This is a genomic window from Streptomyces sp. NPDC051018 (assembly GCF_044456085.1).
GTDB lineage: Bacteria > Actinomycetota > Actinomycetes > Streptomycetales > Streptomycetaceae > Streptomyces.
Genome location: NZ_JBITFN010000015.1, coordinates 69,114 through 87,878 on the forward strand (window position 1 = coordinate 69,114; position 18,765 = coordinate 87,878).

Annotated in this window: 16 protein-coding genes; 11 read left to right on the forward strand and 5 right to left on the reverse strand. The window is 71.7% G+C overall.

The features are described from left to right. Window positions 1–27 precede the first annotated feature (27 nt). On the forward strand, window positions 28–1,959 hold the full coding sequence (locus ACIBCM_RS24330; protein WP_399246524.1) for an ABC transporter transmembrane domain-containing protein: 1,932 nt from the start codon (window positions 28–30) through the stop codon (window positions 1,957–1,959). Between the two features lie 173 nt (window positions 1,960–2,132). Continuing rightward, window positions 2,133–3,914 carry an ABC transporter ATP-binding protein gene (locus ACIBCM_RS24335; protein ID WP_399246744.1) on the forward strand — a complete coding sequence of 594 codons (1,782 nt, stop codon included), beginning with the start codon at window positions 2,133–2,135 and terminating at the stop codon, window positions 3,912–3,914. Window positions 3,915–4,266: 352 nt separating this feature from the next. Here ACIBCM_RS24335 and ACIBCM_RS24340 read toward each other — a convergent pair whose 3' ends face one another. Next, window positions 4,267–5,058 carry a metal-dependent hydrolase gene (locus ACIBCM_RS24340; protein WP_399246526.1) on the reverse strand — a complete coding sequence of 264 codons (792 nt, stop codon included), beginning with the start codon at window positions 5,056–5,058 and terminating at the stop codon, window positions 4,267–4,269. A gap of 135 nt (window positions 5,059–5,193) precedes the next feature. Here ACIBCM_RS24340 and ACIBCM_RS24345 point away from each other — a divergent pair, with 135 nt between their 5' ends. The 3 genes from ACIBCM_RS24345 (at window position 5,194) to ACIBCM_RS24355 (ending at window position 9,288) form a co-directional block, all read left to right on the forward strand. Then, window positions 5,194–7,707 carry a DEAD/DEAH box helicase gene (locus ACIBCM_RS24345; RefSeq protein WP_399246528.1) on the forward strand — a complete coding sequence of 838 codons (2,514 nt, stop codon included), beginning with the start codon at window positions 5,194–5,196 and terminating at the stop codon, window positions 7,705–7,707. 166 nt (window positions 7,708–7,873) lie between these two features. Beyond that, complete coding sequence (locus ACIBCM_RS24350; RefSeq protein WP_399246530.1) at window positions 7,874–8,752, forward strand: acyl-CoA thioesterase; 879 nt, start codon at window positions 7,874–7,876, stop codon at window positions 8,750–8,752. Window positions 8,753–8,796: 44 nt separating this feature from the next. Next, window positions 8,797–9,288, forward strand: a complete 492-nt coding sequence (locus ACIBCM_RS24355; RefSeq protein ID WP_399246532.1) for a glutathione peroxidase — start codon at window positions 8,797–8,799, stop codon at window positions 9,286–9,288. Window positions 9,289–9,363: 75 nt separating this feature from the next. On the opposite strand, the gene ACIBCM_RS24360 is transcribed toward ACIBCM_RS24355, so the two are convergent. Then, window positions 9,364–10,590, reverse strand: a complete 1,227-nt coding sequence (locus ACIBCM_RS24360) for an acyl-CoA dehydrogenase family protein (RefSeq protein ID WP_399246534.1) — start codon at window positions 10,588–10,590, stop codon at window positions 9,364–9,366. Between the two features lie 167 nt (window positions 10,591–10,757). Between ACIBCM_RS24360 and ACIBCM_RS24365 the strand changes: the two genes are divergently transcribed. Next, the gene (locus tag ACIBCM_RS24365) at window positions 10,758–11,405 is read left to right on the forward strand and encodes a TetR family transcriptional regulator (RefSeq protein ID WP_399246536.1); all 648 of its coding nucleotides are present in this window, start codon (window positions 10,758–10,760) and stop codon (window positions 11,403–11,405) included. Window positions 11,406–11,764: 359 nt separating this feature from the next. On the opposite strand, the gene def is transcribed toward ACIBCM_RS24365, so the two are convergent. After that, window positions 11,765–12,361 (reverse strand): peptide deformylase, encoded by a 597-nt coding sequence (gene def, locus ACIBCM_RS24370; RefSeq protein WP_399246538.1) that lies wholly within the window; start codon window positions 12,359–12,361, stop codon window positions 11,765–11,767. Window positions 12,362–12,654: 293 nt separating this feature from the next. On the opposite strand from def, the gene ACIBCM_RS24375 reads away from it, so the two are divergent. From ACIBCM_RS24375 to ACIBCM_RS24395, 5 genes are all read left to right on the forward strand, one after another. Next, entirely contained in the window at window positions 12,655–13,893 is a 1,239-nt protein-coding gene (locus ACIBCM_RS24375) for a MurT ligase domain-containing protein (protein WP_399246540.1), read from the forward strand. A gap of 39 nt (window positions 13,894–13,932) precedes the next feature. Further along, window positions 13,933–14,661: a type 1 glutamine amidotransferase gene (locus ACIBCM_RS24380; protein WP_399246542.1), complete on the forward strand. Its 729-nt coding sequence runs from the start codon at window positions 13,933–13,935 to the stop codon at window positions 14,659–14,661. Between the two features lie 222 nt (window positions 14,662–14,883). Continuing rightward, window positions 14,884–15,909 carry a 6-phosphofructokinase gene (locus ACIBCM_RS24385; protein ID WP_399246544.1) on the forward strand — a complete coding sequence of 342 codons (1,026 nt, stop codon included), beginning with the start codon at window positions 14,884–14,886 and terminating at the stop codon, window positions 15,907–15,909. A 113-nt stretch (window positions 15,910–16,022) separates the two neighbouring features. After that, on the forward strand, window positions 16,023–16,976 hold the full coding sequence (locus tag ACIBCM_RS24390) for a cytochrome c oxidase assembly protein (protein WP_399246546.1): 954 nt from the start codon (window positions 16,023–16,025) through the stop codon (window positions 16,974–16,976). Between the two features lie 75 nt (window positions 16,977–17,051). Then, entirely contained in the window at window positions 17,052–17,210 is a 159-nt protein-coding gene (locus ACIBCM_RS24395; protein WP_399246548.1) for a hypothetical protein, read from the forward strand. Between the two features lie 28 nt (window positions 17,211–17,238). Here the strand turns inward: ACIBCM_RS24395 and ACIBCM_RS24400 are convergent, their stop codons facing one another. Together ACIBCM_RS24400 and ACIBCM_RS24405 are read right to left on the reverse strand one after the other, a co-directional pair. Continuing rightward, on the reverse strand, window positions 17,239–17,643 hold the full coding sequence (locus tag ACIBCM_RS24400; protein ID WP_399246550.1) for an SSI family serine proteinase inhibitor: 405 nt from the start codon (window positions 17,641–17,643) through the stop codon (window positions 17,239–17,241). Between the two features lie 563 nt (window positions 17,644–18,206). Further along, a complete protein-coding gene (locus ACIBCM_RS24405; protein ID WP_399246552.1) occupies window positions 18,207–18,743 on the reverse strand; it encodes an ATP-binding protein in 537 nt (178 codons plus the stop codon). Window positions 18,744–18,765 lie beyond the last annotated feature (22 nt).

Genomic DNA, 18,765 nt, shown 5'->3' on the forward strand with positions numbered 1-18,765 from the left:
TCCATCCCCGACCCGTGCTGGGACACCATGCAGATCCAAGACCTTCCGTACAAAGATCCAGGTACCCCCGATGTCCGGTCCGGTACCCGGTTTCTGATCTGGCTGGGCCGCAATCAGCTGGGCGGACAGGTCAGATCCATGCTCTGGGGCGTGCTGAACCAACTGTCCATCGCCTCGCTCTCCCTGGGCGTGGGCTTCGCCGTGCAGGCGGTCGTGGACCGTGACGGAACCCGGCTGCTGTCCGCGGGCGGGCTGATCCTGCTGCTCGGCGCGTTGATCGCCATCGGCGACACCATGCTCCACCGCACGGCCGTCACCAACTGGATCACCGCCGCGGCCCGGGTCCAGCAGCTGCTGGCCCGGAGAACCGCCGAGCTGGGGTCGGTACTGACCCGGCGGGTCGCCGCGGGCGAGGTGGTCGCGGTCTCCACCGGAGATGTGGAAAAGATCGGATGGTTCGTCGAGGCCTTCTCGCGCTTCACGGCCGCCGTCGTCACGATTCTGGCGATCTGCGTCGGACTGGTGGTCTACCAGCCCGCGCTGGGTGTCGTCGTCGCCATCGGCTTCCCCGTGCTGGCTCTGGCCGTGCTGCCGCTGCTGCCGCACGCCACCCGTCGCGCGGACGTCCAGCGCGACAAGGCGGGCCATGCGACCGAGCTGGCCTCGGACACCGTCGCCGGTCTGCGGGTGCTGCGGGGCATCGGCGGCGAGGAGCTGTTCCTCCGCCGCTACCGCGAGGCATCCCAGGAGGTGCGCCACGCGGCCGTACGGACCGCCCGGATGTGGTCCCTGATCTCCGCGTTGCAGGTGCTGCTGCCGGGGCTGCTGCTGCTGACGGTGGTCGGGTACGGCGCAAAGCTCACCCTGGACGGCCGGATCACGGTCGGGGAGCTGGTCACCGTGTTCAGCGCGGTAGTCCTCGCGCAGCATCCGCTGCGGAACTTCGAGGAGATCGCGATGGCGTACTCCTTCTCGAAGCCCTCCGCGAAGCGGGCCGCGCGGGTGCTGTCGCTGAGCCGTACGACCACGACCACCGGTGTCGCGTACGGCCGTCCCAGCGGTGATCTGTACGACCCCCGGAGCGGGGTGCTCGCCCCCGGTGGCAGGTTCACGGCCGTGGTGTGCGGTGACCCGGACGCGGCCGGGGTGCTCGCGGACCGGCTCGGCGGGCACCCGGTCACCGTCGCCGAACGCCCCTCGGACGGTGCGGCGAACCCGGGGGACCCGGCGGACCCGAAGGCCGCGGCGCCGGAGCCGGAGGCAGCTGACCGTACGGAGGGAGCGCCGGACCGTGCCGGGCGCCCGCCGTCCGCGCTGCTCGGCGGGGTCCCGCTGGACGAGCTGCCCCTCGACGAGGCACGGGCCGCCGTCCTCGTCCAGGACAAGGATCCGGTACTGCTCTCCGGCACGCTGCGGGAGCTGCTCGACATCCCGTCGTCCGGGGCGGTGTCGGCCGGGCAGGCGCTGGAGGCGGCGCAGTGCGGCGATGTGCTGGACGCTCTCGCCCAGGCGTCCCCCCATGACGGCGGTGACCCGATGGAGACGCCGATCACCGAGCGCGGCCGGTCGCTCTCCGGAGGTCAGCGACAGCGGCTCGCACTGGCCCGTTCCCTGGTGACGGACCCGCAGGTGCTCATCCTTGACGAGCCCACGTCGGCCGTGGACTCCCACACCGAGGCACGGATCGCGGCGGGTGTGAAGCGGTTGCGCGATCAGCGGACGACGGTCGTCTTCGCCTCCTCTCCGCTGCTCCTGGATCTCGCGGACCGGGTGGTTCTCGTCGAGGACGGCAAGGTCGCGGCCGTGGGCACCCACCGTGAGCTGCTGCGCGGCGAACCGCGCTACCGGGCCGTCGTGACCCGGGAGACCGACGGCGAGCGCGACGGGGAGAGCAGCGCCGGGGCCGGGCGGGGGCACGGAGGCGGAGCCGCGCTGGTGGACGTCGAGGAGCCGGCGTGAGCGCCGCAGGGACTCGCGGGGACGGCTCCCCGGCCGTGAACGCCGGGGACCGGAACCCGGAGACGACGGGAGCCGACCGGAACCCGGAGACCACCAACGGGAAACGGAACCAGGAGACGACGAGCGGACAGCGGCGCCCGGACGCCACGGGCACGGGCAGAAAAGGAGCGACCATGTTCCGGGTCACACCCCCGGAGTACGATCCGGCGGCCCCCGAGTCCGCGACGACTCTGCCGGTCGGGAGCAGCGCGACCGTGCGCGGCTATGTGCGCGAGCTGCTGCGGCGCCACCGCCGCGATTTCGCGGTGCTGATCACGGTCAACGCGATCGCGGTGATCGCGTCCATGGTGGGCCCGTATCTGCTGGGTTCCGTGGTGGAGCGGGTGACGGCCGGCGCGCGCGAACTCCATCTGGAGCGCACGATCGCGGTGTTCGCGGTGGCGCTGCTCGTCCAGACCTTCTTTGTGCGGATGGTGCAGTTGCGGGGTGTGATGCTCGGCGAGGAGATGCTGGCCGAGCTGCGCGAGGACTTCCTCGTACGGTCGGTCAGGCTGCCGCCGGGCGTGCTGGAGCGGGCCGGGACCGGTGATCTGCTGTCCCGTATCACCACCGATATCGACCGGCTGGCCAACGCCATGCGGGAGGCCGTGCCGCAGCTCGCGATCGGGGTGGTGTGGGCGGGGCTGCTGCTCGCCGGGCTGGCGGTGACCGCGCCGCCCCTCGCGCTCGCGGTGCTGGTGGCGGCGCCGCTACTGCTGGTGACCTGCCGCTGGTACTTCCGGCGGGCGCCCGCCGCGTACCGCTCCGAGTCGGCCGGATACGCGGCGGTCGCGGCCGTGCTCGCGGAGACGGTCGACGCGGGCCGGACCGTGGAGGCCCACCGCCTCGGCGGGCGCCGGGTCGCGCTGTCGGACCGGCGGATCACCGAGTGGACGGCCTGGGAGCGCTACACCCTGTATCTGCGGTCCGTGCTCTTCCCGGTCGTCAACATCACTCACATCACCGTGCTCGCGTCGGTGCTGCTGGTCGGCGGTGCCTTCGTACTGAAGGGCTGGCTCGACGTGGGCCAACTGACGACGGGCGCGCTGCTGGCGCAGATGCTCGTCGAACCGATCGGCATCATTCTGCGCTGGTACGACGAGCTCCAGGTCGCCCAGGTGTCACTGGCCCGGCTGGTAGGCGTCCGGGAGATCGAGCCGGACGCGGGCGACGGCGGCATCCGGCCCGGCGGACGCGATGTCCGCGCGGACGAGGTGCGCTTCGGCTACCGCGAGGGCGTGGACGTGCTCCACGAGGTGTCCCTCGCGGTCGCGCCGGGATCGAGGGTCGCCCTCGTCGGCCCGTCCGGTGCCGGGAAGTCGACGCTCGGCAGACTGCTCGCCGGTATCTACGCCCCCCGGACGGGCCGGGTCCTCCTCGGTGACGCCGAGCTGTCCCGGATGACGGCCGAGGGTGTGCGAGAACATGTTGCCCTGGTCAACCAGGAGCACCATGTGTTCGTGGGGACCCTGCGGGACAACCTCCTGCTGGCGCGCACGGACGCGGCGGACGCGGAGCTGTGGGCCGCGCTGGGCGCGGTGGACGCCGATGCCTGGTCGCGGGCGCTGTCCGACGGGCTGGACACGGAGGTCGGCTCCGGCGGACTGGCGCTGACACCGGCCCAGGCCCAGCAGATCGCCCTGGCACGGCTGGTTCTGGCCGACCCGCACACTCTGGTGCTCGACGAGGCGACCTCGCTCCTCGATCCCCGGGCGGCCCGGCATCTGGAGCGTTCCCTCTCGCGCGTCCTGGACGGCCGTACGGTGGTGGCGATCGCCCACCGGCTGCACACCGCGCACGACGCGGATGTGATCGCCGTTGTCGAGGACGGCCGGATCAGCGAGATGGGCAGCCATGACGAGCTGGTCGCGGCGGACGGGGCGTACGCGGCGCTCTGGCGTTCCTGGCACGGGTGAGCCGCCCCTGCCCGGACGCCAGTGGTCCGGTACAGGTCGCCCTGCCGACGGCGACGCCCGGTGCGCGGCCCCGGTCATCAGGAGCCCGCCCGGCCGGGCCCGCGCCGGAGCGCCGTACCAAAGAGCCCGCGGGTCTGCTCCTTCGCGGCGGCTGGGCGCCGGACATGCGCTGATGGCGGGCCCGCCGCGCCCCGGGCCGACCCTCCCGTTCAGCACCCGCGCGACCCTCGGGCCAAGGCTCCCGTACGACCGCCGCGCGACCCTCGGGCCGGGCCCGCTCCGTACGGACTCACGGCCCGGGCCCCGGGCGGCACGACCGCGCACGGCCCCCGTCGTCCCGGCCCGCGCGCCGTCAGATCACATTGAGCGCCGCCGCGCCGCCCACCCCGCCCAGCAGCATGAACACCGGCATCAGGACCTTCAGCTCGACCCAGCTCCCGGCGCGGAAGCGCATCGCCTTCGGGGGGCCGATCGGGTACCACCGCTTGTTGCCGAGGGGGATCGGCCACAGGATCGGGCAGCCCGAGACGGTGAGCGCGTCGCCGATGTCATGGACCAGGGCACCCAGCACGATCGGCAGCCCCAGCCACAGATACTCCTGGCCGGGTGCGGTGAACAGCCAGTCCGCACCGTTGCCCGGCTTGTCGAGGACACCCGCGAGGATCCAGGCGCTGGTCGCGCCGAGCAGCCAGACCAGCACATCGCTGGAGACCCGCGCGGCCCGCCACAGCAGTCCCTCCACGGCGAGCACCAGATGGACGAAGAGAAGCGCGAGGACCGCCCAGCGGCCTCCGGTGACCGCGATCGCCGACGCCCCGCCGCCGATCATGACCGCCCAGAGCCAGGTGTGGGTGAGGGTGCGGTGCCCTCCGGTCCTGCGTTTGTCGCCGGGTTTCCTCGTCGCCCTGTAGACCGCGTACGAGAGCTTGTCGACGATCTCGCACAGTCCTCGCGAGAGGGGCCCGAAGGCCCGGGAGATCGTCGCCGCCTTGTGGTCCAGGTCGGGCGCCAGCGCGGCACCCGCGCAGATCAGCGCCCCGACGACAAGAACCGGCCAGGGCATCGGGTGGCCCGCCGCGGCGGTGGCCGCGCCCACCCCCAGCCAGGCCGCCGCCCCGGACAGCGAGTGCGCCGGTCCCATCATGTACGTTTCCCCGCCCCATGTCGTACAGCTTCTGCTTATGTGATGAAGCCAGTTGACAGGGCAGCGTAGCGTTCGTGATCTTCCGGCCGCCGCCCGGTTCCCTGATCCGGGGGGAGGACGGGCAAGATGGGGGGCGTGACCCTTATCGATCAGCTGCCGCCGGATGCCGACCCCGATGCCCTCTTCATGGCCTTCTCCTCATGGGCCGAGGACCGGGGCATCTCGCTCTACCCGGCTCAGGAGGAGGCGCTGATCGAGGTGGTCTCCGGGGCCAATGTGATCCTCTCGACGCCCACCGGCTCCGGTAAGAGCCTGGTCGCGGCGGGCGCGCACTTCACGGCCCTGGCCCATGACCAGGTCACCTTCTACACCGCGCCGATCAAGGCGCTGGTGTCGGAGAAGTTCTTCGATCTCTGCAAGCTCTTCGGTACGGAGAACGTGGGCATGCTCACGGGCGACGCGTCCGTGAACGCCGACGCGCCCGTGATCTGCTGCACCGCCGAGGTCCTGGCGTCCATCGCGCTGCGTGACGGCAGGGACGCGGACATCGGCCAGGTCGTGATGGACGAGTTCCACTTCTATGCCGAGCCGGACCGGGGCTGGGCCTGGCAGATCCCGCTGCTGGAGCTGCCGCAGGCCCAGTTCGTGCTGATGTCGGCGACGCTCGGCGATGTCTCGCGCTTCGAGAAGGACCTGACCCGCCGCACGGGCCGCCCCACCGCCGTGGTCCGCTCGGCGACCCGCCCGGTCCCGCTGTCGTACGAGTACCGGCGCACCCCGATCACGGAGACGCTGACCGAGCTGCTGGACACCCGGCAGGCGCCCGTCTACATCGTGCACTTCACCCAGGCCGCGGCCGTGGAGCGGGCGCAGTCGCTGATGAGCATCAATATGTGCTCGCGCGAGGAGAAGGAGCGGATCGCCGAGCTGATCGGCAGCTTCCGCTTCACCACGAAGTTCGGCCGGAATCTGTCCCGTTACGTCCGGCACGGTATCGGCGTCCATCACGCCGGAATGCTGCCCAAGTACCGCCGGCTGGTCGAGAAGCTGGCCCAGGCGGGCCTGCTGAAGGTCATCTGCGGTACGGACACGCTCGGTGTCGGGGTCAACGTCCCGATCCGTACGGTGCTGTTCACCGCGCTCACCAAGTACGACGGCAACCGGGTGCGCACCCTGCGGGCGCGTGAGTTCCACCAGATCGCGGGCCGTGCGGGCCGTGCGGGGTTCGACACGGCGGGGCTGGTCGTGGCCCAGGCGCCCGAGCACGTCATCGAGAACGAGAAGGCGCTGGCGAAGGCGGGCGACGACCCCAAGAAGCGCCGCAAGGTCGTGCGCAAGAAGGCGCCGGAGGGGTTCGTCGCCTGGTCGGACTCGACGTTCGACAAGCTGATCGAGTCCGATCCCGAGCCGCTGACCTCCCGTTTCCGGGTGACGCACACCATGCTGCTGTCGGTGATCGCCCGGCCGGGCGATGCCTTCGAGGCCATGCGCAGGCTGCTGGAGGACAACCACGAGCCGCGCAGGAACCAGCTGCGGCACATCCGCCGCGCGATCGCGATCTACCGTTCGCTGCTGGACGGCGGTGTGGTGGAGCGGCTGCCGGAGCCGGACGCGCAGGGCCGTATCGTCCGGCTGACCGTCGATCTCCAGCAGGACTTCGCCCTCAATCAGCCGCTGTCGACGTTCGCGCTCGCCTCCTTCGAGCTGCTGGATCCCGAATCGCCCTCGTACGCCCTGGACATGGTCTCGGTGGTGGAGTCGACGCTGGACGATCCGCGTCAGATCCTCGCCGCCCAGCAGAACAAGGCGCGCGGGGAGGCGGTCGCGCTGATGAAGGCGGACGGGGTCGAGTACGAGGAGCGGATGGAGCGGCTCCAGGAGGTGACGTACCCGAAGCCGCTGGAGGAGCTGCTGTGGCACGCGTACAACCTCTACCGCAAGAGCCACCCGTGGGTCGGGGACCATCCGGTGTCGCCGAAGTCGGTGATCCGGGACATGTACGAACGGGCCCTGTCGTTCACCGAGTTCACCTCGTACTACGAGCTGGCGCGGACCGAGGGCATCGTGCTGCGGTATCTGGCGAGCGCGTACAAGGCGCTGGAGCACACGATTCCGGACGATCTGAAGTCGGAGGACCTCCAGGATCTGATCGCCTGGCTCGGTGAGATGGTGCGCCAGGTGGACTCCAGTCTGCTGGACGAGTGGGAGCAGCTGGCCAATCCGGAGGTGGAGACCGCCGAGGAGGCCCAGGAGAAGGCCGACCAGGTCAAGCCGGTCACGGCGAACGCGCGCGCCTTCCGGGTGCTCGTACGGAACGCCATGTTCCGGCGGGTGGAGCTGGCCGCGCTCGACAAGGTCGGCGAACTGGGTGAGCTGGACGCGGAGTCCGGCTGGGACGCGGACGCGTGGGGCGGGGCGATGGACGCGTACTGGGACGAGTACGAGGAGCTGGGCACCGGTCCCGACGCCCGGGGTCCGAGGCTGCTGCTGATCGAGGAGGACGAGCCGCACGGCCTGTGGCGGGTGCGGCAGATCTTCGCCGATCCGAACGGCGACCACGACTGGGGCATCAGCGCGGAGGTCGATCTGGCGGCCTCCGACGAGGAGGGCCGGGCGGTCGTCCGGGTCACATCGGTGGGCCGGTTGTGACGCGGGGGCGCGGCCTCCCGGACGGCGGAGCGCGGTGCCGGCGGCCGGTGCCGGCATCGGCGGACCGGTGCGAGCACGGGGAGGGCCCGTACGAGCACGCGGAGAACCGGCGGGAACACGGGAGGAACCGGCGGGAGCCGATTCCGGCGCACAGAGGAGAACTGCCATGACCAATCCGGCCGAGCGCCTGGTGGATCTGCTCGACCTGGAGCAGATCGAGGTCAATATCTTCCGGGGCCTGAGCCCGTACGAGTCCCTGCAGCGGGTCTTCGGCGGCCAGGTCGCGGGCCAGGCCCTGGTCGCGGCGGGCCGTACGACCGACGGGGATCGGCCGGTGCACTCCCTGCACGCGTACTTCCTGCGGCCCGGGCGGCCCGGTGTGCCGATCGTCTACCAGGTCGAACGGATCAGGGACGGCAGATCGTTCACCACCCGGCGGGTCACCGCCGTCCAGCAGGGACGGACGATCTTCAGTCTCACCGCGTCCTTCCACCGGCCGGAGGAGGGCAGCATCGAGCACCAGCTGCCGCCCCGGCTGGACTTCCCCGACCCGGAGTCGCTGCCGTCGCTCACCACGGAGCTGCGGGAGCATCTGGGGACGCTGCCCGAGGCGCTGGAGAGGATGGCCCGGCGGCAGCCGTTCGACATCCGGTACACGGACCGGCTGCGCTGGACGCCCGAGGACATCAAGGAGAAGGAGTCGGATCCGCGCAGCGCGGTGTGGATGCGCGCGGTGGGCCCGCTGGGGGACGATCCACTGGTGCACACCTGTGCGCTGACCTACGCCAGCGATATGACGCTCCTGGACGCGGTCCGGATCCCCATCGAACCCCTCTGGGGGCAGCGGGGCTTCGACATGGCCTCGCTGGACCACGCGATGTGGTTCCACCGGCCCTTCCGCGCCGACGAGTGGTTCTTGTACGACCAGGAGTCCCCGATCTCGACGGGCGGCCGGGGGCTCGCCCGCGGGCGTATCTACAACCGTGACGGCGCTCTGCTGGTATCGGTGGTGCAGGAGGGCCTGTTCCGCCCGCTGAGCGGCTGATACGACGGCCGGCCGTATCCCACCCGATGACGAGGAGATCCGAGATGACGACGCTGTACGACATCCCCCTGCGCACCCTGAAGGGCGGGTACACCTCTCTGGGCAAGTACCGGGGCCGGGTCCTGCTGGTGGTGAACGTGGCCTCGCAGTGCGGGCTGACCCCGCAGTACACGGGTCTGGAGCGGTTGCAGACGAAGTACGCCGACCAGGGCCTGACGGTCATCGGGGTGCCGTGCAACCAGTTCGGGGGCCAGGAGCCGGGCAGCGCCGAGGAGATCGCGGCCTTCTGCTCGGCGACCTACGGTGTCACCTTCCCGATGCTGGAGAAGTCGGACGTCAACGGCCCCGGGCGCCATCCGCTGTACACGGAGCTGACGAAGGCCGTGGACGCCGACGGCACGGCCGGGGACGTGCAGTGGAACTTCGAGAAGTTCCTGATCGACAAGGACGGCCTGGTGGTGTTGCGCATCCGGCCGCGTGCCGAGCCCGAGTCCCCGGAGGTCATCGCCGCGATCGAGGGGGTGCTCGCGTCCTGACCCGGCGGGCACGGCTGCCCGTTCCCCGGGGCACGGCGCCTCGTCGGGCGGGAACGGGCGCCGGCGGCCGGGCGGTCAGCGGATCGGTACGCCCGAGAGCGTTCTGGCGATGACGAGCCGCTGGATCTCGCTGGTGCCCTCGAAGATCGTGTAGATCGCGGAGTCCCGGTGCATCCGCTCGACGGGGTACTCACGGGTGAAGCCGTTGCCGCCCAGGATCTGGACGGCGCGGGCCGTGACGTCCTTGGCCACTTCGCTCGCATACAGCTTGGACATCGATCCCTCGGCGGAGGTGAACGCTCTGCCCGTGGCCGCCATCCAGGAGGCCCGCCATACGAGCAGCCGGGCCGCGTCGATCCGGGTGCGCATATCGGCGAGCTGGAACGCGATGCCCTGGTTGTCGATGACGGGCCTTCCGAACTGGGTACGGGTCCCGGCGTAGTCGAGGGCGACTTCGTACGCGGCGCGGGCGGTGCCCACCGCCATCGCGCCGACCGCGGGGCGGGACGCCTCGAAGGTCGCCATCGCCGCGTTTCTGACGCGCCCTCCGTCCCTCCCGGCGCTCTCGCGGGCGCGGGCGAGGCGCTCGTCGAGCTTCTCCCTGCCGCCGAGCAGACAGTGCCCGGGGACACGGACGTCCTCCAGGACCACCTCGGCGGTGTGGGAGGCTCGGATGCCGTGCTTCCGGTACTTCTGCCCCTGGGACAGTCCGGGGGTGCCCGGCGGGACGATGAACGAGGCGTGCCCCTTGGTGCCGGCCCCGGGGTCGACGACGGCGACGACCACATGGACACCGGCGATTCCGCCGTTGGTGGCCCAGGACTTGGTGCCGTTGAGCACCCACTCGTCCTTGGCCTCGTCGTACACCGCGCGGGTGCGCATCGCCGCGACGTCCGATCCGGCGTCGGGTTCGGAGGAGCAGAAGGCGGCGACCTTGACGTCGTCGGCGTCGCCGTACATCTGGGGGATCCAGGTGCCGATCTGCTCCTCGGTGCCGTTGGCGAGCACGCCGACCGCGGCGAGTCCGGTTCCGACGATGGACAGGCCGATGCCCGCGTCGCCCCAGAACAGCTCCTCCATGGTGAGCGGTATGCCGAGGCCGGTCGGGTCGAAGTACTGCTGTGCGTAGAAGTCCAGGGAGTAGATTCCGATCTTGGCCGCCTCCTGGATCACCGGCCAGGGGGTCTCCTCGCGCTCGTCCCACTCGGCGGCGGCCGGACGCATCACGTCCGAGGCGAAGCCGTTCAGCCAGTCGCGAACCTGCCTCTGGTCGTCGTTGAGTTCAAAGGCGAACTCGGCCATGTTCCCTCCAGCACTACAGCGCATTTCCGCTTGTTACCTGCGGTAACTAAAGTCTGTTACCAAGCAGTAGGGCATGTCAACCGATCCGGGGTGAGAGCACCTTCATCAACCAAAGGAGTGTTAGTTTGCGCAGGCGTCACGCACATCGCTCGGGCGGGGAGAACACCATGGAGTCCACACAGCAGTCCTCCGACCAGGGCCGGCCGGCCGAACAGCGCCGCCGTGAACTGCTCGAAGCGGCGGACCGGGTCGTACTCCGGGACGGGCCTCACGCGTCCATGAACGCGATCGCGGCGGAGGCCGGCATCACCAAGCCCATCCTCTACCGCCACTTCGGTGACAAGAGCGGTCTGTACCGGGCGCTCGCCAAGCGCCACACCGACGCGCTGCTCGACTCCCTGCGGCTGGCTCTCGACGCCCCCGCGGACCGGCGTGAGCGGGTGGAGGCGACCCTCGACACCTATCTGGCGGCCATCGAGACACGGCCTCAGGTGTACCGCTTTCTGATGCATCCCTCCGAGGACCCGCAGTCCCCGGAGGCCGCGTTCGACGTGGGGCGCCACTCGGCGCCGCTGCTGCGCAGGCTCGGCGAGGAACTGGCGAAGGTCATCCACGACCGGGTGGACCTCGGTCCCGACGGGGAGCGTCTGGCACGGGTCTGGGGTCATGGGATCGTCGGCATGATGCACGCGGCGGGCGACTGGTGGCTCGGGGAACGCCCTTGCACGCGTGCGGAGTTGGTCCGCAGCCTGGCGGATCTCCTGTGGGGCCGGCTGGCCGCGGTGGGCGACCGCGCGGGCGGACCGGGGTTCTGATCCCCGGCGTCTCCCCCCGGGGACGGTGCCCGGACCGGTGCCGGGCGGGAGGCGCGGGAGGCGGCCGGGAGCGGGGCGGGGATTCCGCGCCCGCCCGGGGAGCGGGACTCCGCCGTGCCGACCGCGCCGCCCGCGGTCCGGGCCCGCGCCCCTGCGGCCGCCCGCGTCCCGAGCCGCCGTGAGGGCTCCGGCGGCGCGGCACGCCCGGCCCCGGACATCCCGCCCGCCTCGCCCGCATCCGGCTCGGCCGCGACATCGGGTGGCGCCTCCGGCCCCGCCGGACAACCCGCCCACGGTGTCCGGCTCGTTCGGCGGGCCGGGAGGCGAACCGCGTGAACCGAGCGGCCGGCGCCGGGCCCTCAGTCGGATTCGCGCCGCTGGACCGGGGGTTCGGAAACCGGGACCCCGCCGTCGGCCGGCGGGCGCAGTCCGGAGCGCCGGGCCTGCCGCAGCACTCTGGCGCGGCGCCAGCCGCTCACCCGTCCGGGGTAGACCACACCGTCCAGATGATCCGTCTCGTGCTGGAGGCAGCGTGCGAAGAAGCCGGTGCCCAGCACCCGTACCGGAGAACCATCGGACGACACCCCCTCGACCAGAGCGATGTCGTACCGCTCGGTGCCCGCCTCCAGGCCCGGCAGGGACAGACAGCCCTCGGGCCCCCGCACCACCACCCCCTCCACCGACACCAGCCGTGGATTGACGATGTGTCCGAGGTGGCGCACGTCCTCGTCGTCGGGGCAGTCGTAGACGAACACCCGCAGCGGCACGCCCACCTGATTCGCCGAGAGTCCCACCCCCCGTGCCGAGTACATCGTCGCGAACAGGTCCTCGACGAGCCCGGCGAGCGCGGGACCGAAGTCGGTGACGGGCTCGCAGGGGGCGTGCAGTACCGGATCGCCGAGCAGGCCCATGGGCCTGACGCGTCCTGAACTACCGGGGATCGGCCGCTGTCGCATGGGCGCAAGCGTACGTTCATGCGATTGCGCGGGCTCCCCCGGTGGTACCTGGGCCGTGTCGTCACCATTTCGCCTGGTCAGCGATGCCCGGAGCGCCCCTGCGCCCCCTTGCCGGGATCACCCGGGTACGCCCCGTACGAGAGTGATCCTCCGCCTTGCGACGGCGCGAGCCGGACGCCGGGAACCCCGGCCTCCGGGCGGACGGCGCTACTTTGGCGGCACGGCCTAGGTAGGGCGTCCGGGCCGGACCTGGATAGGCTTGGCCCCGACCGATGCAAGGAGGATCAAGGACGATGTCAGGCAACTCGGAGCCACTGACGCCTCGCGCCAAGCTCGCCGTGACGGCAGGCAAGGCAGCCGCGGCGGTGTCGCGCGCCGCCGGACGCGGCAGCGGGTCGGTGATCGGCGGCCGGGTCGCGCTCAAGCTCGACCCCGATCTGCTGGGGCGGCTGGCGCAGCACCTGGACGTCGTCCTCGTGTCGGCAACGAACGGCAAGACCACCACCACCCGGCTGATCGCCGAGGCGCTGCGCGCCGCGGGCCCCGTCGTCTCCAACGCGCTCGGCGCGAACATGCCCGCCGGCATCACCTCCGCGCTCGCGGGCGGCTCCGACGCCAAGTTCGGTGTGATCGAGGTCGACGAGAAGTACCTGGCCGGGGTCGCGCGCGATGTGACCCCGAAGGCGATCGCGCTGCTCAACCTCTCGCGCGACCAGCTGGACCGCGCGGCCGAGACCCGGATGCTCGCGGAGAAGTGGCGCGAGGGCCTCGCGGGCTCCAAGGCCACCGTGATCGCCAACGCCGACGACCCGCTGATCGTCTGGTCCGCCTCCTCCTCCCCCCATGTGGTGTGGGTGGCCGCCGGCCAGGAGTGGAAGGACGACGCCTGGTCCTGCCCGTCCTGCGGCGGTGTGATGCAGCGCCCCGGCGACGACTGGTTCTGCGGCGAGTGCGGCTTCCGCCGCCCCGCCCCCAGCTGGGTGCTGCGCGGCGACCATGTGCTCGACCCGCACGGCTCCGCCTGGCCGATCCGGCTGCAGCTGCCCGGCCGCGCCAACAAGGCGAACGCCGCCACCTCCGCCGCCGTCGCCGCGTGCTTCGGGGTGCCCCCGCAGGTGGCGCTGGAGCGGATGTACTCCGTCCAGGCCGTCGCCGGGCGCTATGACGTGGTCAGCTTCCAGGGCCGTGATCTGCGGCTGCTGCTCGCGAAGAACCCGGCCGGCTGGCTGGAGACCTTCTCGCTCATCGACCCCCCGCCCACGCCGGTCATCCTGTCGGTCAACGCGCGCGGCGCGGACGGCACGGACACCTCCTGGCTCTGGGACGTCGACTACACCCGGCTCGCGGGCCACCCGATCATGGTGATCGGCGACCGCCGTCTCGACCTGGCCGTGCGCCTGGAGGTCGCGGGTCTGGACTTCCGGGTCTGCGCGAGCGTCGACGAGGCGGTCGGCATGGCCCCTCCCGGCCGGATCGAGCTGATCGCCAACTACACCGCCTTCCAGGACGTGCGCCGCCGCGTCGGCAACTGATCTCCGGACCACCGACGAAGGACCGAAGGACTTACCAGCATGAGCGACAGCAGCCTGCGTCTGGTCTGGGTCTACCCCGACCTGCTGAGCACCTACGGCGACCAGGGCAACGCCCTCGTCGTGGAGCGCCGGGCCCGCCAGCGCGGCCTCGATGTGCTGCGTATCGACGTACGCAGCGACCAGCAGATCCCCACCTCCGGCGACATCTATCTGATCGGCGGCGGCGAGGACCGGCCGCAGCGGCTGGCGTCGGAGCGGCTGCGCCGCGACGGCGGACTGTCGCGGGCCGCCGAGAACGGCGCGATCATCTTCTCCGTCTGCGCCGGGTACCAGATCCTCGGCCATGAGTTCATCAACGATCTCGGTGAGCGCGAGCCGGGCCTCGGCCTGATCGACGTGGTCTCCACCCGGGGCGAGGGCGAGCGCTGCGTCGGCGACGTCCTGGCGGACATCGATCCCCGTCTGGGCCTGCCCCAGCTGACGGGATTCGAGAACCACCAGGGCATCACCCACCTCGGCCCGACGGCCCGGCCCTTCGCCCGTACAGTGTTCGGCCGGGGCAACGGCACGGGCGACGGTACGGAGGGCGCGTACAACGACACCGTCTTCGGGACCTATATGCACGGCCCGGTCATGGCGCGCAATCCCCAGATCGCGGATCTGCTGCTGAAGCTCGCCCTGGATGTGAACGCCCTGCCGCCGACGGACGACCGCTGGTACGAGGCACTGCGCAACGAGCGCATCGCCGCGGCGACCCAGCCCGCCTGAACCGCGCCGCCACCCCGGAGATGCCCGCGCCGGCGCGGGCCCGTCGCGGCCGAGGCGCCCGCACCGGCACCGGGTTCCGCACCCCGGCCGGTCCTGACCACGGGTGTCCCAGCAGGCGGACGCCCGGTTCGGTTTCCGCCACGCCGCGCCGGTAGGGTGGCGGGGATCCAACCGGACGACGTGGTCCGGGAGTCGGCCCACGTTGCAAAGGTAATTCGGGCAATGCGCATTGGTGTGCTCACCTCCGGCGGCGACTGCCCCGGTCTGAACGCCGTCATCCGCTCCGTCGTGCACCGCGCCGTCGCCGACCACGGTGACGAGGTCATCGGCTTCCACGACGGCTGGAAGGGCCTCCTGGAGTGCGACTACCGCAAGCTCGATCTCGACGCCGTGGGCGGCATCCTCGCCCGGGGCGGGACAATCCTCGGCTCCTCCCGGGTGCGGCCCGAGCATCTGCGTGACGGGGTGGAGCGCGCCAAGGGGCATGTGGCCGACCTGGGACTCGACGCGATCATCCCCATCGGGGGCGAGGGCACGCTCAAGGCCGCCCATCTGCTCTCCGAGGGCGGTCTGCCGATCGTCGGGGTGCCGAAGACCATCGACAACGACATCTCGTCGACCGATGTGACCTTCGGTTTCGACACCGCCGTCGGTGTGGCGACCGAGGCCCTCGACCGGCTGAAGACCACCGCCGAGTCGCACCAGCGGGTGCTGATCGTCGAGGTCATGGGCCGCCATACCGGCTGGATCGCGCTGCACTCCGGCATGGCGGCCGGGGCGCACGCCGTCGTGGTGCCCGAGCGGCCCTTCGACATCGCCGAACTGGCCAAGCGCGTCGGCGAGCGGTTCGAGGCGGGCAAGCGGTTCGCGATCGTCGTCGTCGCCGAGGGCGCGAAGCCCCGAGAGGGCTCGATGCGCTGGGACGAGGGCGGCAAGGACGTCTACGGCCATGAGCGCTTCGCGGGAGTCGCCCGCCAGCTCTCCGTCGAACTGGAGGAGCGCCTCGGCAAGGAGGCCCGCCCGGTGATCCTCGGGCATGTGCAGCGCGGCGGTACCCCCACGGCGTACGACCGGGTCCTGGCGACCCGCTTCGGCTGGCACGCGGTGGAGGCGGCGCACCGGGGCGAGTTCGGGATGATGACCGCGCTGCGCGGCACGGAGATCACGATGGTCCCGCTGGGGCGTGCCGTGGAGACGCTGAAGACGGTCCCGTCCGAGCGGTACGCCGAAGCCGAGTGTGTGCTCTAGGTGTGTTCCGGGGGCTCCCGCCCCGGTGACTGCCCCCGGCCGCGAGAGCGGCCGGGGGCAGTTCTAGTCTGGTGCGGGCAAGCGCACCACCAGCACGAATCAGGAGCCGTCGGATGGATCACAGCGGGCACGGCACATCGATGGATCTGCCGCCGTTCACGCTGGGACGGGGGCTGGAGTTCTCACCCGACCCGTTCTTCCTGACGGGGTGTTTCCTGGCGCTGCTGCTGTACGGCTGGGGTGTCCTGCGGCTGCGGCGGCGCGGTGACTCCTGGGGGGCCGGTCGCACGGTCTTCTTCGTCGCCGGTGTGCTGACCGTGGCGCTGGCGATGTGCACCGGGCTCAACGACTACGGCATGGTCATGTTCAGCGTGCACATGGTGCAGCACATGATCATCAGCATGGTCTCCCCGATCCTGCTGCTGCTGGGCGCCCCCGTGACACTGGCGCTGCGGGCGCTGCCGGTCGCGGGCCGGGGACGCAAGGGCCCGCGTGAGCTGCTGCTCGCACTGCTGCACAGCCGGTACATGAAAGTCGTGACGCACCCGGTCTTCACGATCCCGATGTTCATCGCGTCCCTGTACGGGCTCTACTTCACCCCGCTCTTCGACTTCCTGATGGAGTCCCGGCCGGGGCATATCGCGATGATGGTGCACTTCCTCGCCGTCGGGCTGGTCTTCTTCTGGCCGATCATGGGCGTCGACCCGGGACCGCACCGCCCCGGGTATGTGATGCGGATGCTGGAGCTGTTCGCGGGGATGCCGTTCCACGCCTTCTTCGGGATCGCGCTGATGATGGCGAGCGCGCCGATGGTCGAGGCGTACGACAGTCCCCCGGCCTCGCTGGGCATCGACGCGCTGGCCGATCAGAGCGCGGCAGGCGGTATCGCCTGGGCGTTCAGCGAGATCCCGTCGGTGCTGGTGCTGATCGCGCTGGTGTACCAGTGGTACCGGTCCGATCAGCGCCAGGCCCGGCGGAAGGACCGGGCCGCGGACCGGGACGGTGACAAGGAGCTGGAGGCGTACAACGCCTATCTCGCCTCGCTCCACTCCCGCAGCGGAGGCTGACCGGGCGGTAGCGCCCGCGCCCGTTTCCGGGCGACCATGGCCATGGGTGGCCGCGGTCGCCCATGGAGGGCGCAGATGTCGGGATCCACGAAGACGATGGGAGTGCTCACCGTCTCGACCCTGGTGGTCGTGACCGCCTACACGGCGGCACTCGGGAGCAACGGCTGGCTCTGGTTCGGCTGGGTGGTGGTCGGGCTGCTGACGATCGGGGTGATCGCCGCTCGGGGCACCTGACCGGGACGACGGTTCACCGGGGGCGCGGTCAGAACCGGAAGACCGCTCCGGTGGCCGCGTCGAGTGCGCACGCGTTGGGATACGTCCGGGTCCACTCGGCCGTACGGTCCCGTCCGTCCCCGGTGGCCCGCGCGGTGACCGGATCGAACCTCTTGGTGCAGGGGTGGGGGTCGGCCGGCAGCCGGTCGAGATCGCCCCCGGCGGCCGCGATCGCCGCACACGCCCCGGCCGCGTCGGGGTGCGGCCCGGCGGGTTCGGGGGCGCAGCGCAGGCGTACGCCGCGCGTCCAGTCGCCCTCGCTCCCGGTGACGGTCAGGAACAGCGCGCCGCCGGACGGGGCGGGGTCCCGATGTGCCGCCCGTGCGGGCAGCGCGGCGGCGACGGTGATCAGAGCGGCGGCGGCGAGGACGGCGCTGCGGTGTGTGCGGTGCATCCGGTGCTCCCGGGGCTGGGGTCCGGCACTCGGCGGCCGGCGGAGGGCCAGAGCACTCCCGTGAGGCGGCCGGGGCAAGGGGCCGCGCGGCGCCGGTAGCGCGTACGGCGGACACCGGTCGCCCGTCCGGCGCACGGGGGAGCCCGGTCCGGTGCATGAGGGGGCCCGGTGCGGTGCACGGGGGAGCCCGGTCCTCCGGTGCACGGGGGAGCCCCGTCCGGTGCGCCCGCCGCTGTCCGGGTCCCGGGCGGCCGGTCCCGGGTCAGGGGCCGGTACGGCGGGAAGGGCGCGGGCTCCCGTGCGGGCGCGGCCCGGCGGGGCCGGGCACCGCGGAACGGACTCCGGCCCCGGGCGCACGGACCATGTCCCGGGAAGAGGGCCGGGCGGCACGGGAGACGTACGGCACCGGGGCGGGCGCCACCGCGGGCACGGTCCGGCGGGCCGGGACCGGCAGCGGCCGTCTCCGGGGCGCAGGGAGCGCGCGCCCGGCAAAGAACAGCCGGGCGACACGGGAACGGGCGGCGCCGAGGTCGGGCGGGCACCGGGCCCGAGCGGGGCCGTGGTCAGGCCACGCCCGCGCCGATCCGGCCGGTTCCGCCGGCTGCCCGGCCCGGACCCGGCTCGTCGTCCCCGCAGGCGGGCACGGCGGCGGGCAGCGGCCGGAAGGCGCGTGTGGGCGGCAGCGTCGTCCGGGGGCCCGGGCGCAGGTTCTCGGCCTCCTTCACCCGCCTGCTGAACCAGATGACCTTGCCCGTGTCCGTATTGCAGGTGCCCCAGCTGTCGCTGAGGACGGCGACGGTGGCGAGCCCGCCCCTCGTGGGACAGGAACTGGTCATCCGGGGCATCCGGCGGTCGTTGTCCGCCACGGACACGATGAGATGGCGTCCGGTCCACCGCAGTTCCACCACACAGGTCTTGTCCCCGGAAACGTGCCGGACGACATTGCCCATGAGCTCGTCGACGGCACGGCACACGGGTGCGATGTGCGGTTCGAGCTTCCAGTAGCGGAGATGTGCGGCGACTATGCGGCGGATCCGGGGGATCCGTTCTGTGGATGCCTGCGTTTCCATGATGTAGCGGCAGGCGGCCTGAGCGTGCATGACCGTGGCTCCTCATCTCGAC